Source organism: Thiospirillum jenense, assembly GCF_014145225.1.
Classification (GTDB): Bacteria; Pseudomonadota; Gammaproteobacteria; order Chromatiales; family Chromatiaceae; genus Thiospirillum; species Thiospirillum jenense.
The window spans coordinates 115,438-131,431 of record NZ_JABVCQ010000004.1 but is presented as its reverse complement, the minus strand read 5'-3'; the positions used below and the strand labels follow the sequence as shown (position 1 = coordinate 131,431).

Genomic DNA, 15,994 nt, shown 5'->3' with positions numbered 1-15,994 from the left:
AGTCTGTTTGAATGATTAATCCGATGCGGCCAACAACTGATTCGATTCCACACCATCATAGATAATAAATGGTTTATTTTCGCCGTTAATAACAGATTTATCCACCACGACTTTAGAAACATTGTGCATTGACGGCAAATCATACATGATGTCGAGTAAAACCTGTTCCATAATAGTACGCAAGCCCCGCGCCCCTGTTTTACGCTCCATTGCTTTCACTGCAATCGTACGCAGCGCATCATCACGCAACTCAAGATCACAATTTTCCATTTCAAATAGCCGCCGATATTGTTTATAAAGTGCATGTTTTGGTTCTGTCAAAATACGCATCAATGCGGCTTCATCTAATTCCTCCAGTGTCGCCATGACGGGCAACCGTCCGACAAATTCGGGAATCAATCCATAACGAATCAAATCTTCTGGTTCAACAGCACTGAGCAATTTGGTCATTTGTTTATCATCATCTGGGCTATGCACTTCAGCGGAAAACCCAATACCACCCTTTTTAGACCGATTGCGAATAATCTTGTCTAATCCCGCAAATGCGCCGCCAACAATAAATAAAATATTGGAGGTATCCACCTGTAAAAATTCTTGCTGGGGATGCTTGCGTCCACCCTGTGGTGGGACTGAAGCAATAGTGCCTTCAATCAGTTTTAATAACGCCTGTTGCACACCTTCACCGGAAACATCCCGCGTAATAGATGGATTATCTGATTTGCGTGAAATCTTATCAATTTCATCAATATAAACAATGCCAGTTTGTGCCTTTTCGACATCATAATCACATTTTTGTAACAATTTTTGAATGATGTTTTCGACATCTTCACCAACATAGCCGGCTTCAGTGAGAGTTGTTGCATCTGCAATGGTAAACGGAACATCAAGCAATCTTGCTAATGTTTCAGCCAATAACGTTTTACCAGAACCTGTGGGCCCAATCAAAAGAATATTACTTTTAGCAATTTCAATGTCGTCTTTAGAATCCGCCACTTCTAAACGTTTATAATGATTATAAACGGCGACCGATAAAACCTTTTTAGCATACTCTTGACCAATGACATACTGATTTAAACTATCATTGATTTCATGAGGTTTTGGCAATTTGCTAGTTGCCTCACCCATATTTTCCTGCATCTCTTCTCGAATAATGTCATTGCACAACTCAACGCATTCGTCGCAGATAAATACTGAAGGGCCAGCAATTAACTTACGCACTTCATGCTGACTTTTGCCGCAAAATGAGCAATAGAGCAACTTACCTTCATCATGTTTTCCGTGACCATGTCCGCTCATAATGATCCATTTCTCCATAATTGCGTTCTGGAAGGTGTGATGAAAAGACTTATCAAGTTATCATCACCGCCACTCAGGCACAAACCCAAATCAAGACAACAGTCTTTTTAGATACTTGCTATCTTATTAGGATGAACTGACGCTAATCAAAGTGTAAATACTAGCGCAAAATCAGCTTGATTGTTCAATGGTACAGGTTGCTGTTTTTCAATTAAGTCTATATAAATAGTCACAATAGGTGTCTATTATCAAGACTTTTCAGGAACAGTGCGCTCGCTGAGTACCTTGTCAATTAAGCCGTAAGTAACTGCCTCTTCACCGCCGAGGAAACGATCCCGTTCAGTATCGTCAGCAATTTTTTCAATTGACTGCCCAGTATGAAAAGCCAGAATACGATTTAATTGATCGCGTAAATATAAAATTTCGCGGGCGTGAATATCAATATCCGTTGCTTGCCCTTGAAAACCACCTAATGGCTGGTGAATCATCATGCGTGAGTGCGGCAAACAAAACCGTTTACCAGCCGCGCCCCCAGTGAGTAATAATGCACCCATACTGGCTGCCTGACCGATACATAAAGTGCTGACATCCGGACGAATAAAGCGCATGGTGTCATAAATTGCCATACCAGCAGTGACTGAACCGCCCGGTGAATTGATATAGAAATGAATATCCTTGTCGGGATTTTCAGATTCGAGAAATAACAATTGCGCAACCACAAGGTTAGCTACATGGTCATCAACCGGTCCAACCAGGAATACAACACGTTCTTTTAGTAATCGTGAAAAAATATCATAAGAACGCTCACCTCGGGCAGTTTGTTCGACGACAATAGGCACAAGTCCGAGGTTTTGGGGAGTCCAAGTCTCCATCTCAATATTCACCGTCATGATACGTTAAACTCATTAATTCTTAATTAAAAACGGTTGCAAAACCGGCAAGCATTATCAAATGACCCGAAAATCAGTATGTAATGATTTCTATCATAATTACTCTACAATTGCTTGAGAGTCTTTTGCCTCCAACGCATCAATCCATTGTAAAAAGCGCGTGGGCTCTTCTTCAATCTCTGCATCCTGAAGTAGGCGTTGTATGACTAAGTCTTCTTTTACCACTGCTTTGATTTCGCCCAACTGCTCAACATTTTCATAACAATATTTGATAAAAACGTCTGGTTCTTCATAGGTCTCTGCCAATTCTTCTATTTTATTGCGTATGCTATCTTCGTCCGCTTGTGCATTAAAATCTTTCACCGCTTTTTGCAATAAAAAACCCAACCGTACCCGGTACTCAGCGGTTTGAATGAACAACGGTTGCAATGATTGTAACGCATTTTTAATTTTCCATTTGGATTGCCACTGTGCTGCAATTTGTTGCGTTTCTTCTTCGATTAAACTCTTTGGCACGATAATTGGGTTAGCTTGCATGAGTGCATCGAATACCTGCGATCTCAAGTGACTTCTAATACGTTTCTTTAATTCGCGCTGCATATTAGTATGCACTTCAGCACGGAATGTGCTTATTTCTCCATCGGTCACGCCCATATTATCAATTAGTTCTTCTAGTGATGGTAATGTTTTTTCACGAACAGACTCCACCTCAACTTTGAAATGTACATCCTTACCTGCCAGCGTTGAATCTTTATAATCATCGGGAAACCGTAGATCAAATTCGTGTTCTTGATCTGTGCTCAGATTAAATAAATGACTTTCAAATCCTGGGCAAGGAACATTAGGATTTTCTTTCTCATTGCCGAGGTTAATGAAAATAGGCACTGCTTTGTCATCTTGAAAAGGTTGGCCATCAACAGTGCCAATGTATTTTGCGGCAATCCAATCGCCATCTGCTGATGGACGGTCAACTGGCGAGAATTCTGCATCCCGTTGACGCAACCGTTCAATCATGTCATCTACGTCGTTTTCATTAATTTCTATCAAGGGACGCTTGATTTTATGCCCCTGAATTGATTGCAATTCAAATTCAGGCAATATTTCAAAAATTGCTTTATAAGCATAGCGATTTATTTCGAGATCAATATCCGGTTCAATAACGGGAGGAGCGGCCGGATGTAATTCGTGTTCTTTAATTGCACTGATAAAGGTTGAATCCACGAGGTCTTCAAATACTTCATGGCGGATTTGTTTGCCATAGTGTTTGCGCAATACCGATAACGGTACTTTGCCGGGGCGGAATCCTGCCACGCGCGCATTGCGCATGTATTCTTGAGTGCGTTTCTCAACGGCAGTGTCAAATTCTTCTGTTCCTAATTCTACAATCATTTCACGCACTAATCCTTCGCGTGCTTCCACAGACACCACTTGCATTGAGATCATCTCCATAAATGATTTGCGCCGAATCCGGCATGAGATACAGTTTTTAATACTGGTTGTTTAATTCTGAAACAGCACCAGTATGGCACATAATTTAACCGCGTTTAATATGTTTTAAACGCCCGCATTTAAATGACTTTTGAGAAGCCAATGGGGCCACGTTTAGCAATAAGATAGGCGTCAAATGCCATGCAAATATTGCGAATAAGCATCCGCCCCTTGGGTAAAACACGAATCCCGTGCGCTTCAATGATGAGTAAATCATCCGCTGCCATACCGGCCAATTTTTCTAAACTGGGGGCGAAATAATCCCGAAATACGATATTCCACGTTTGTTCAACGTCGGCAAAATCAAGCCGAAAATGACAAATTAAACGGGTGATGACATCGCGGCGAATTTCATCATCACGATTGAGTTCAATTCCGCGAAAGACCGCTAAATGTCCAGCATCAATGGCGGCATTGTAGGCCTCTAATTCACGTTGGTTTTGGCTATAAGTATTAGCGACCTTGCCAATTGAGGTAACGCCCAAACCTAATAAATCACAATCGGCGTGGGTGGAATAGCCTTGAAAATTACGATAGAGGGTGCCATTGCGTTGGGCGAGGGCTAATTCATCGTCTGGCCGTGCAAAATGATCCATGCCGATGTACAGCCAACCGCTATTGGTGAGGCGTTCGGTGGTCATTTGGAGAATGTCTAATTTGACCTGCGGCGGCGGTAAATCTTCATTACGAATACGCCGTTGTGGTGCGAAACGTTCTGGCAAATGCGCATAATTAAATACGGAAATGCGGTCGGGATTGACGGCAATGATTTTTTCTAATGTATTTGCAAAATTTTCAACCGTTTGGAAGGGTAAACCATAAATTAAATCAACACTGATGGAACGGAAGCCGGCCGTCCGTGCTGCATCTAATACGGTCATGGTTTCTGCTTCGGTTTGAATACGGTTAACCGCTTTTTGCACCTGCGCATCAAAGTCTTGCACGCCAAGACTCATGCGATTAAATCCTAATTCGCGCAGCAATTGAATGGTGTCACCCTGTGCTTCACGCGGATCAATTTCAATTGAAAATTCGCCAACATCATCACTCGCCAATTGAAAACATTCGCGGGTTTTATCCATTAAAAACCGCATTTGATCTTGACTAATGAACGTTGGAGTGCCGCCGCCCCAATGTAATTGGGTGACGATGCGGTCGTGATCGAATAATTCGGCTTGCATTTCCATTTCGCGCACCATTCGTTCAAGATAGGGCTGCGCAAGACTGCGATCACGAGTGGCGATTTTATTACAAGCGCAATAAAAACAGACGGTGTCACAAAAGGGAATGTGGAAATATAAAGATAGTGGGCGTTTGCTGGCGTTGCTGCGTTGACAAATTGTGCGATAAACGGCTTCGTCAAACTTGGGATCGAATTCAATCGCGGTGGGATAGGAGGTATAACGCGGGCCGCTTTGGTCATAGCGTTTAATTAAATCGCTATCAAAAATAGTCCGTTGATCGGCAGATTGCGAATGAGAAGTATGGGTGCGATCAAGCATCGGTAACCTCAAGCCCGTGACGGTGGGTTTCATTGATTTGTTTTAAGAGTAAATGGAATGGAATGCTGTCACCAAAGCGAGTGACTAATTCCATAAAGGGTAAATCTTCGCGGCCGAATGTGTAGCGTCCTGCGGCCATGGCGGAATAGAGTTCATCAATTGCACCTTGTAATGGCGCAATAAAAACGGGAAAGCCTTTGAGGTCTTCCAATTCGTATTCAAAACAATCGCGCAAGGCGGCCACTTCAAAACGTGCTTGCTGTACCCAATCAATGTATTCGTCGGCGGTGCGCGCCCGTTGAATTGCCATAGTGTGATACGCTATTGATTATTAAAAAAGGTGATGATAATCAACCAGTTGACTTTTGTAAAGCAAAAACACACCACTTCCGCCGCGTTGAAATTCTAACCAGGTGAATGGCACGTCGGGAAAACGCGCTTCTAACGCGGCGGCGCTATTGCCGACTTCGACTAATAAAATGCCATTGTCATTTAAATAATTTGGCGCCGTTTGCAAAAGCTGCTGGACGGTATCTAATCCATGTTCGCCGGCGGCAAATGCTAATTGCGGTTCATGTTGATATTCGGGCGGTAAACTGATTAAGTCGGCGGCGCTGACGTAAGGTGGATTGGAAATAATCATGTCATAGCGGCGGCCGTTAAGCTGGGTAAATAAATCCGATTGAATTAATGCTACCCGCTCGGCTAGGCCTTCGTGTTCATTGCTTAACCGCTGCACGTTAATTGCCGCTACTTGTAATGCTGCAGCCGATAAATCAACTAAATCAACTTCGGTGTGGGGTAAATGCACGGCAATTGCTAATCCAATACAGCCGCTGCCGGTGCAGACATCTAACACCCGTTCAATCTGTTCTGGATCACGCCAGGGCGCGAATTGATCTTCTATTAATTCTGCCAATGGTGAACGGGGAACCATAACGCGCTCATCAACGGCGAATTCTAATCCCGCAAACCACGCTTGCCCGGTTAAATACGCGGCCGGCCGCCGCTCGCTGATGCGCCGTTCTAACAGGTCTGCAATGCGCGCCCGTTCGCTGGTCGTGAGGTGACACGGATAAAACTGCGCGGGGAGCGGTGACGGTAACTGTAACGCATGTGCCACGAGCCACGCGGCCTCGTCGAGGGCGTTGTCGGTGCCGTGACCAAACCATAATCCAGCCGCGTTGAACCGAGTGGTGCCCCAGCGAATAAAGTCTTGAATGGTGGTCAGTTCGGCGATGTCGGTTGGCATGAGGGTGGGGCGGTTGGCCGGCACGAGTTGGCGATTGGTAAGCATAGCATTGTTAGCGCCGTGCGATAGCCCCGCCGCTCGCATTATTCGCCGTGATCGGGGAGGCGCAGGCGGGTGACGGGCTGACCACCCAGCAGATGGTGTTGCAAAATCTCTTCCAGATCGCTGTCGTCGCGGTAGCTGTACCAAATTGCCTCGGGGTACACGACTAAAACTGGCCCTTCGGCGCAGCGGTTGAGGCAGCCGGCGCTGTTGATGCGCATTCCACCCGCGCCGTCGAGTTTGAGTTCTTTGCTGCGGCGCTTGAGATAGGCATGGGCGGCGTGGGCGTTGCTTTGCGCACAGCATGAACGGCCGTCGGGGCGCTGGTTAATACAACAAAAAATGTGATGGCGGTAATAGGACATGACTGGTATTTGTTTGGTTGCAATTGTGAATTGATGGGCGGGTTATTATCGCTTGAAATGCGCGTTAAGCCAAGTGAATGCGGTGGTAGTGTTATCCTAATGTCTGAATAAATGTCAACACCGCATAAGCGGCCGCTTCTGGTAATCGACGGCGCTGTTCATAAATCGCGTCAGTAATAGTCATATTAGTTCAATCCGGCGGTGCAGCGTTGCATGGATAATGGCATAAGAGCGATCACGCAAACCAATGCGCAAACCTTCAATATAGACAATCATCCAGCAGATGCCACTGAACAATAAAAAGGTTTTGGTTAATAAATCATCATTCATATCGCAACTCCTCCCGCACTGTTTTCATTACATCATGCCGCTCATCTACTTCCACAAAAGCCCAGCGCCCAAACCGCTTGGCATTATTCACCGCCGGAATCCATAGCGTCTGCATTGTCGCGGTTTTAGCATCTTTATCATCGCGTTGATCCCCCGATACTTCTAACACGACATTGAGTAAATCGGCGTCACCATATCCGTCATCAATACGCACAATAAAATCTGGGAAATACTGCCGCGCCCGTCCGGCATAGGTGTAGGGAATAGAAAAATCTAATTGGTTAATCGCCTTCACATAGGCGTTCACTTCCGGCATTTGTTCTAAAGTTTTGGCAACAATGATTTCCCAATGACTATCACCAACCACATGCGATAGCGGACATTTTTCACTGGTCGAATAGGTGGTGCGCACGGTGAAGTAATTCACACCATTGGTATCACCAATTGCATTGTGCGGCTGGAAAATAGGCAATAAAATAGGTGCGTCATCCGCTTGTTGTTGGTTGCCATTTATAATTGCTTGATAAATACGCTCGGCGGCGGTATGGGCAAGATCAAGCAATAGCAATAATTGCGGACCGGTCTGGTCTTGATAGGTCACGCAGTGCTGTAACCACCGCCGTGTAATCGTCAGCAATTGCGGATATAACCAATGCTTGAATTCATTCGCTACTTTGCCACCAATAGCATACTCAGTCGGCGCTTGCGGAAAATACGTTTCCAATACCAATTTAGCCAATAAAAAAGCAACTTCATTCTCCCGCCGCATTTCCAAATCCCGCATGGTGTGAATATGAGACGCGCCAATCACCGGCGCCATTTCTACCTGCGTGGGAATGTGTTGAGTATTGAGAATCAATTGACTGCTGGCGGTGAACTGCGCCGTCACCCGCTCCGCCGGCAAATGATAGCGATAACCCGCTAATCGTGGAAAAATAATACCACAACTGGTTTGACGTTCATTCACACTGATAACATGCGTGGGGGCGTGTTTTACTAGCTCGCCATTGCCGCCCGCCATTGGAATGAATTGAAATGGCACCCCGTAGATTTCGGCGTATTCAGCGGGAAAGGCGTCAAACTCGGCAATTGAACCGTCCGCCAAAGTCATGCGGTAGGGAATCAAGTCATAACTCATGCGCCGCAATCCACGCCCAATCACCTGCTCACATAATAATTGGGTACTGAATGCGCGAATACCCATAATGTGCGTCACGGTATTAGTATCCCAGCCCTCGGTGAGCATTGACACTGACACCACGCATTTAATGTTTTCGCCCAATTTATTGCGCTTGCCAACGGTATTCATTACCTCGCGCAAGATGTCCTCGTCTGTCAATTGATCGGTAGTGCGTCCCGGGCGCTGCCGTAATTCCAATTTGAATTCGGCAATTTCATTCGCGGCCGCCTGACGAAATTCATCCGTCAATGCCTCGCCGGATTCTAAGCGCACACTGTCTATTAACAAACTATTGGGATGCGCCGCCCAGCCCACATCCTGACCATCTGCTTTTACATTACTAAAAATCGGCAAATGACCCGGCACCAATACCGTTTGACCAGCAACCGTTTTTTCATAGCCGGCAATCCAATCAAACACCAATTTGGAGACGGTAGTATTACTACACACCACAATAAATATCGGCGGCATCACTGAATGACCGGCCGCGAGGTGTTTTTGATAAGCGCAATACTCTCGTTCATAATCACCATACAGCAGACGCAACGCGCTATGTAATGTATCGGGCAATTGACCAGTGGTGTAATCTGATTTTTTACCGCTCGGTAATTGTTTGCCCACAACTTGCCATAAATTGCGGCAAAGTGGATTACCCAAATCATCTGTATTATCATCTACTGGAAAACGCGGCACCTTAACAATGCCCGATTCAATTGCATCAATTAACCCAAAATCCGACACTACCCATTGAAATAATTCACCTTCTTTATAGCCAGAACCCGCTAAAAAATAAGGCGTCGCTGATAAATCATATACCGCTTTAATACCGAGTTTATGCTGCACCGCCTTTAATCCATTCATCCACACCCGCGCTTCAGCGGCGCGTACTGCCGCCTCACGTTTTATTTCACCCGTTAATTTTTCATTCTCAGTATTTGGCTTACTTTGATAACAATGATGTGCTTCATCATTAATGACAATGATGTGCCGCTTATTACCAAATTCACTACACACCCGCTTGACCATTTGCCCCGGGGTTTCTTCAAATGCACTCTGCGGCCGTTTACCAGTTAATACCCGCTTGGTTAAGCCCGCCGCTTCATTGGATTCGCGCAACATAAAAGCGTGGTAATTGGTAATAACAATCTTGGCACTGCCGAGAATATCCAGATCGGCTAGGGAAATGAGATCAAGGTGGCGGTAATAATTCTCGGGATCACTTGGTAATAACACCCGCAACCGATCTCGAATAGTAATGCCCGGACAGACAATGAGAAACGCATCAGTAAACCGTTTATCCGTTCGCACCGCGTGTTTATTTAATGCCTGCCACGCAATTAACATCGCCATTACCACCGTTTTACCCGACCCCGTCGCCATTTTGCACGCCATTCGATTGAGTAGCGGCTGGTCATCTGGCGTGGCCGCGGCATTGCGTTCGCGTAATTGATGTAACCAATAACTGCCTTGATTGCCATCTTTATTCGGCGCGATCTCAGTCAAATAGATAATTGTTTCCACTGCTTCAAGCTGACAAAAGAAAAGGCGTTTATTGCGTCCGTCACGTTGCCAATCATTCAATAAGCGCCTCGTAGTCGCGGTGACAGATGGGTAGCCCAACTGCCGCCAAACACCCACCCGTTCGCGTAAACCATTAATCAGCGGGTTGTCATCACAGCGGTAGTCATTGGGCAGTTCTAATGCCAGCAATTTGTTTTTAACCTTTGGCGGCGGGATTGGGCTAATATAAACGCTCTGACGCCGCCCAGTGATGATTTGATCGGTGATTCCGGTGTGAATCAACGAAAAATGGCGTTGGGGAATTGAAAAGGGGGAATTGATAATCGGGTTTTTAATAATGACGGACATCACAATGACTTCGGTGTTTTACATAATCGTTATAATAATGGCGCGGTTGAGGCTGGCCAAATGGCTTGCTGCTTGGCGACTTAGCGCACGTCACCTGCTGGGCGGCCACGACAACCCAAACGCATCACCGCTTGCCAGTTGTGCCTGCCCCGCCTAATCTAATCGCCTTTCACCACCAGCACCCTGCTGCGCCGCAGCATTTATTCGGTACTTGTCGTAAATGAGCCACACATCCCACCCTCACATCGTCATAGGCGGCGGCATTAGCGGTTTAGGTGCTGCGTACTTGGCAGCGCGTGCTGGTACCCCAACGCTGGTGCTGGAACGCAGCGCCCGCATCGGTGGCTGCATTCACACGCATCGCTTTGATAACTTGCACAATTTTTGGATTGAAGCCGGCAGCCACAGTTGCTTTAACAGCTACGGTACGCTACTGGATATGTTAGAACAGCGCCATCACCTGTCGCGCATCGTGGCGAAAACCAAAGTCAGTTACCGGCTGTGGCGGCAGGGCAAGCGGCGGACGATTTTATCGGCATTGCACCCGGTGGAATTGCTGACCTCGTTGCCGACCTTGCAGCGGTTAAATAAAGCTGAATGCAGCGTCAAGGAGTACTACGGGCGCGGCTTGGGAATGCGCAACTACCGTGACCTGTTCGGTCCGGCGTTTCGCTCGGTGATTTGCCAACCGCCGGACGATTTCCCCGCCGCCGCGCTGTTCCGCAAAAAACCGCGCCGCAAACGCATTTTGCGCAGCTTCACCATGCCCGGCGGGTTGTCTGACATCGCGGCGCTGATCGCCGGCAGCGACGGACTCGAAGTGCGCACCGATCAAACGATCACCGCGTTGACTCGTGACGCGGGCGATTGGCAACTGACATTAGCTGACGGCAGCCAGTTGACCACGCCGCGTTTAACGCTCGCCGTGCCGCCGGATGTCACGGCGCAGTTGCTGACCACGAGTCACCCGCAAATTGCCGCGCTGGTTGGGCAGATCGGCATGGCAGAAATTGATACGCTGGTGCTGATATTCGCCAAAGCCACGCTCAAATTGCCCGAGTTGGCCGGTTTAATCAGCGTGGACGGGCAGTTTTTATCCGCCGTGTCACGCGATTTCCGCAGTGATCCGCGCTATCGGGGATTTTCGTTCCATTTTCCCGGCGGCGAGTACAGCGAAACTGACCAAGTGGCGGCGGCCTGCGCGGCACTTGGCACCCAGCCGCCGCAGGTGCTGGCGCAGATGCAGGTGCGCAATCGCCTCCCCGCGCTGCGACAGGGGCATCATCTGCTGGTGGCGGAACTTAACCAGTTGTTGGCCGGGCAACCGCTGGCCATCACCGGCAACTGGTTCGCGGGCGTGGCGATTGAAGATTGCCTGCTGCGTAGCGCCAGCGAAATGCAGCGGCTGTTGACCAGTTAAAGTGCATCTGCTCACGAGACCCGCCGCCGTCGGCAATTGCGGTGTTGTCACCCGCGTTGATCGTTTCCGCGCCGCCGTGTGGGGACGATCAAACAATGACTTACGCACCGATGGCGCCGCATCACCCGCTTTGACAATGGCAATTATCGTGGCAGTCCCCATTTAATCACCCGACACTGGTGTCGTTGACAACGCCAAGTGACCGCTCAACGTTCAACTGTCTCACCCAACGCGGTGAAACTAAATGATTTTTTCCCTGTTTAACTCACTTGTGGTGCGCGGCGCCGTTCACCACGATTTGCCGAAAGGATTGTGATTCACATGTCTGAATTAACCAAAGAAGCGATTGAAACTGCGATTAAATGCTATCAAGAACCGCATTTGGGGCGTGATTTGATTACCGCCCATGCGATTAAAGACATCACCATTCGTGGCGATCAGGTGAGCGTTGAAATCATGCTCGGCTTTCCCGCGGCGGGCATCCGAACCTCGTTGGCCGAGGCGGTGCGCAGACAGGTGCTGATGCTTGGCAATGTCAATGCTGTGCAGGTCGAGATCAATTGGGACATCAAGGCGCACTCGGTGCAGAAGTCGCTCAAACCCATTGACCAGGTTAAGAATATTATCGCCATCGCCTCGGGCAAGGGTGGCGTGGGTAAATCCACCACAGCGGTCAATTTGGCACTGGCGTTGTCAGCCGAAGGCGCGCAAGTCGGGCTGCTCGATGCCGATATTTACGGTCCCAGTCAGCCACGCATGTTGGGCATCAGCGGTAAGCCGGAATCAAAAGATGGTAATAGTTTGGAACCAATGCGCAGTTATGGCCTGCAAGCGATGTCCATTGGGTTTTTAATTGATGAAGAAACGCCGATGATTTGGCGCGGGCCAATGGTGACGCAGGCGTTGGAGCAATTATTAAATGACACCAATTGGTCGGCGCTGGATTATTTGGTGATTGACCTGCCGCCGGGTACTGGTGATACGCAATTGACGCTGGCGCAGAAGGTGCCGGTGTCGGGTGCGATCATCGTCACCACGCCGCAGGACATCGCGCTGCTGGATGCGCGCAAGGGCTTGAAAATGTTCCAAAAAGTTGAGGTGCCGGTGTTGGGCATCGTCGAAAATATGAGTACCCACATCTGCTCCAAGTGCGGGCATGAGGAACACATTTTTGGCGCTGGCGGCGGGGCGTTGATGGCGGCGCAGTACGGCGTACAGTTGCTCGGCTCGCTGCCGCTGGATATTCGCATCCGCGAGGAAACTGATAACGGCAAGCCGACGGTGGTTGCCGCACCCGACTCGCGTATCGCTATGATTTATCGAGACATTGCACGGCGGACGGCGGCTAAGTTGTCGTTGCAAGCCAAAGATTATGCGGCGAAATTCCCGCGCATTGTGATTCAAAATAACTAGCAGACGGGGTGGGCGACTGCGCCGCTGCTGCTGCCTGGAGGTGGTCTGAACCGGCCACTTCGCGGGCAAGTCACAGGATAGTTTGGGGATAAAAATTCTTGGAAATTATCCGTTAATCGGTTCAATATAAGATCGGACTTTAACAATTAACCAGAGGTCGTTATGACAGATAGTAAAAAGTGGGTTTTCGGGTTTGAAGAAGGCGACGGCAAGAACAAAAAATTGCTGGGTGGCAAGGGCGCTAACCTGTGCGAAATGACGCGCATTGGGCTGAATGTGCCGCCCGGGTTCGTGATTTCCACCGAAGCCTGCTTGGCTTACCTCGACGATCCGCAGCGCGCACTGCCGCCGGGCGTGTGGGAGCAGACGCAAGCGGCGATGGCGGCCGTTGAAAAGAAGAGCGGCAAGGGTTTTGGTAGCGCCAGCGAGCCGCTGCTGGTGTCCGTCCGCTCGGGTTCGGCAATGTCCATGCCGGGCATGATGGATACCATTCTTAATTTGGGTTTGAATAGCACGACATTGCAGGGCGTGATTAAAGCGACCGGTGATGATGCCCGTTTTGGCTATGACGCCTACCGCCGGTTTATTCAATTATTTGGCAAAGTGGCGCTCGGCGTACCCGATGAATTATTCGACCGTGAATTCGAGCAAGTCAAGCACGCCGCTCATGCTAAACAAGACGTGGATTTGACCGCGAAAGATTTGCAGGACATTAGTGAGCGCTTTTTGAAAGTGGTTGAAAAGCACACCGGCCGTCCATTCCCCGAAGACCCGTATCAACAATTAGAAATTGCGATTAAAGCGGTATTCAATTCGTGGGGCGGCAAGCGCGCTGTGGATTATCGCCGTCAATTCAATATCACGCCCGACATGGCTAATGGTACTGCGGTTAACGTGGTGGCGATGGTGTTTGGTAATCGCGGTGATGATTCGGGGACGGGCGTTGGTTTCACCCGCAATCCCGGCACCGGTGAGAATAAACTGTACGGCGAATATCTCACCAATGCGCAGGGTGAAGACGTGGTCGCCGGTATTCGTACACCCAAGGCGCTCGATCAAATGGACGCCGAAATGCCGCAAATGGCTAAAGAATTGGCCGAATTGCGCAGCAAATTAGAAACGCATTATTGCGAAGTGCAGGATTTTGAATTCACCATTGAGCGCGGGCAATTATTCTGCTTGCAAACGCGCAATGGCAAAATGAATGCGCAGGCAATGGTGCGCACGTCAGTTGAAATGGTGCAGGAAAAATTAATCACCAAAGAACAGGCGCTGCTGCGCATTGATCCAATTAGTTTGGAGCAAATGTTATTCCCGCGTCTGGATCCGAGCGTCAAAGTCAAACCAGTGGCGAAAGGGCTGCCGGCCTCACCCGGTGCCGCCGCCGGTATTGCCGTATTTGACGCGGATCGTGCCGAGCATTTAGGCCGCGATATGGGGCAAAAAGTGATTCTGGTGCGCGAGGAAACCAAGCCGGAAGATATTCACGGCTTTTTTGCGTCACAGGGCATTTTGACCTCACGCGGCGGCAAAACCTCCCACGCAGCCGTCGTGGCGCGTGGCATGGGCAAACCGTGCGTCGCCGGTGCCGAGGGGATTAGCGTGGATGTCAACCGTCGTGAAGCCATCGTCGGCGAAAATCGCTTCAAAGAAGGCGATATGATCACGATTGACGGCTCATCTGGCGCGGTGTATTTGGGCGAAATCCCGACCGTCGAACCCGATTTCACGCCTGAATTGTCCACGTTGCTGGGCTGGGCGGACGAGGTGGCGCGGCTGAAAGTGATGGCGAATGCGGACACGCCAGATGATGCGCGGCGGTCACTCAAGTACGGCGCAGTCGGGATCGGCTTGGCGCGTACCGAGCGCATGTTTAATGACACGGCGCGGTTGCCAATCGTGATCGAGATGATTTTGGCCGAAACGCCCGAAGCGCGGCAGGCGGCGTTGGATAAATTGTTACCGCTGCAACGCGCTGATTTCCGTCAATTATTCGAGGTGATGGCGCCGCATCCGGTGACGATTCGCCTGCTCGATCCACCGATTCACGAGTTCCTGCCCGACGCGCACCAGTTGGAAAAAGAATTGGGCGAGTTGCGGGTGCTGGCGCAGAGTGCGCACGGCATGACCGCGCTGGCGGGGACGTTGAATTTGCTCAACGTGGGTGAGCAGGCGCGGCGTGATTTTGACGTGGTGCGGCGAGCGATTGATCCGATGTTGGTTGAGGAGGCGATCACCAAAAAAGAGACGATGCTCAAGAAGGTGCGGGCGCTGTACGAAACCAATCCGATGTTGGGGCATCGCGGCGTGCGTTTGGGCATCACGTTCCCCGAAATCTACCAAATGCAGATTCGGGCGATTCTCGAAGCCGCGGCCGATTGCGCCAAAGCCGGCATCAAAATCAAGCCGCAAATCAAGGTGCCGCAGGTGTGTACCGCCGAGGAATTGCGCAAGGTCAAGGAGTTTGTGGACACGATTCACACGCAGGTCGCCGCGCAGTACGGGCAGCCGGTCAGCTTCAAGTTCGGCACCATGATCGAGGTGGTGCGGGCGTGTATGCGCGCCGAGTCGCTGGCGGAAGAGGCGGAATTTTTCTCCTTTGGTACCAACGACTTAACGCAGGCGACCTTCTCGTTCTCGCGTGAAGATGCCGAAAACAAGTTCCTGCCGCTGTACAACCAGTCGAACATTTTGCAGGACAATCCGTTCGAGGTGTTGGATGTCAAGGGCGTCGGCAAGTTGATGAAACTGGCGGTCGAGTGGGGGCGCAGCGTGAAACCCGATCTGCACGTCGGCATTTGCGGCGAGCATGGCGGACATCCGGCGTCCATCGCGTTCTGCGACGAGGCGGGGTTGGATTATGTCAGTTGCTCCGGCCCGCGTGTCCCAGTCGCTCGGTTGGCGGCGGCGCAGGCGGCGTTGAAACAACGCGGACGAAAAGAATAAA

At 49.5% G+C, this 15,994-nt stretch carries 12 protein-coding genes; 3 read left to right on the top strand and 9 right to left on the bottom strand.

Going from position 1 to position 15,994, the window contains the following annotated elements; all coding sequences use genetic code 11:
• Window positions 1-15 precede the first annotated feature (15 nt).
• The 9 genes from clpX to HUK38_RS02820 form a co-directional block, all read right to left on the bottom strand.
• Window positions 16-1,296, bottom strand: coding sequence for an ATP-dependent Clp protease ATP-binding subunit ClpX (clpX, locus tag HUK38_RS02860; RefSeq protein ID WP_182582315.1), 1,281 nt, complete (start codon window positions 1,294-1,296; stop codon window positions 16-18).
• Between the two features lie 248 nt (window positions 1,297-1,544).
• Window positions 1,545-2,186, bottom strand: coding sequence for an ATP-dependent Clp endopeptidase proteolytic subunit ClpP (gene clpP / locus HUK38_RS02855; RefSeq protein ID WP_238787397.1), 642 nt, complete (start codon window positions 2,184-2,186; stop codon window positions 1,545-1,547).
• 99 nt (window positions 2,187-2,285) lie between these two features.
• Window positions 2,286-3,620: a trigger factor gene (gene tig / locus HUK38_RS02850; protein ID WP_275284996.1), complete on the bottom strand. Its 1,335-nt coding sequence runs from the start codon at window positions 3,618-3,620 to the stop codon at window positions 2,286-2,288.
• A 134-nt stretch (window positions 3,621-3,754) separates the two neighbouring features.
• A complete protein-coding gene (gene hemN / locus HUK38_RS02845) occupies window positions 3,755-5,176 on the bottom strand; it encodes an oxygen-independent coproporphyrinogen III oxidase (protein ID WP_182582312.1) in 1,422 nt (473 codons plus the stop codon).
• The gene (locus HUK38_RS02840; protein ID WP_182582310.1) at window positions 5,169-5,486 is read right to left on the bottom strand and encodes a general secretion pathway protein GspF; all 318 of its coding nucleotides are present in this window, start codon (window positions 5,484-5,486) and stop codon (window positions 5,169-5,171) included. Before HUK38_RS02840 ends, hemN begins: the two co-directional genes overlap by 8 nt.
• A gap of 21 nt (window positions 5,487-5,507) precedes the next feature.
• Complete coding sequence (prmB, locus tag HUK38_RS02835; protein ID WP_182582352.1) at window positions 5,508-6,428, bottom strand: 50S ribosomal protein L3 N(5)-glutamine methyltransferase; 921 nt, start codon at window positions 6,426-6,428, stop codon at window positions 5,508-5,510.
• A gap of 83 nt (window positions 6,429-6,511) precedes the next feature.
• Window positions 6,512-6,835 carry a (2Fe-2S) ferredoxin domain-containing protein gene (locus HUK38_RS02830; protein WP_182582309.1) on the bottom strand — a complete coding sequence of 108 codons (324 nt, stop codon included), beginning with the start codon at window positions 6,833-6,835 and terminating at the stop codon, window positions 6,512-6,514.
• A 180-nt stretch (window positions 6,836-7,015) separates the two neighbouring features.
• Window positions 7,016-7,165 (bottom strand): hypothetical protein, encoded by a 150-nt coding sequence (locus HUK38_RS02825; protein WP_182582307.1) that lies wholly within the window; start codon window positions 7,163-7,165, stop codon window positions 7,016-7,018.
• Window positions 7,158-10,214 carry a BPTD_3080 family restriction endonuclease gene (locus HUK38_RS02820; protein WP_182582305.1) on the bottom strand — a complete coding sequence of 1,019 codons (3,057 nt, stop codon included), beginning with the start codon at window positions 10,212-10,214 and terminating at the stop codon, window positions 7,158-7,160. The genes HUK38_RS02825 and HUK38_RS02820 overlap by 8 nt, the downstream gene beginning before the upstream one ends.
• A gap of 220 nt (window positions 10,215-10,434) precedes the next feature.
• On the opposite strand from HUK38_RS02820, the gene HUK38_RS02815 reads away from it, so the two are divergent.
• From HUK38_RS02815 to ppdK, 3 genes are all read left to right on the top strand, one after another.
• Window positions 10,435-11,634, top strand: a complete 1,200-nt coding sequence (locus HUK38_RS02815; RefSeq protein ID WP_182582303.1) for a protoporphyrinogen/coproporphyrinogen oxidase — start codon at window positions 10,435-10,437, stop codon at window positions 11,632-11,634.
• A gap of 321 nt (window positions 11,635-11,955) precedes the next feature.
• The gene (gene apbC / locus HUK38_RS02805) at window positions 11,956-13,047 is read left to right on the top strand and encodes an iron-sulfur cluster carrier protein ApbC (protein ID WP_182582299.1); all 1,092 of its coding nucleotides are present in this window, start codon (window positions 11,956-11,958) and stop codon (window positions 13,045-13,047) included.
• Window positions 13,048-13,209: 162 nt separating this feature from the next.
• A complete protein-coding gene (gene ppdK / locus HUK38_RS02800; protein ID WP_182582297.1) occupies window positions 13,210-15,993 on the top strand; it encodes a pyruvate, phosphate dikinase in 2,784 nt (927 codons plus the stop codon).
• Window position 15,994 lies beyond the last annotated feature (1 nt).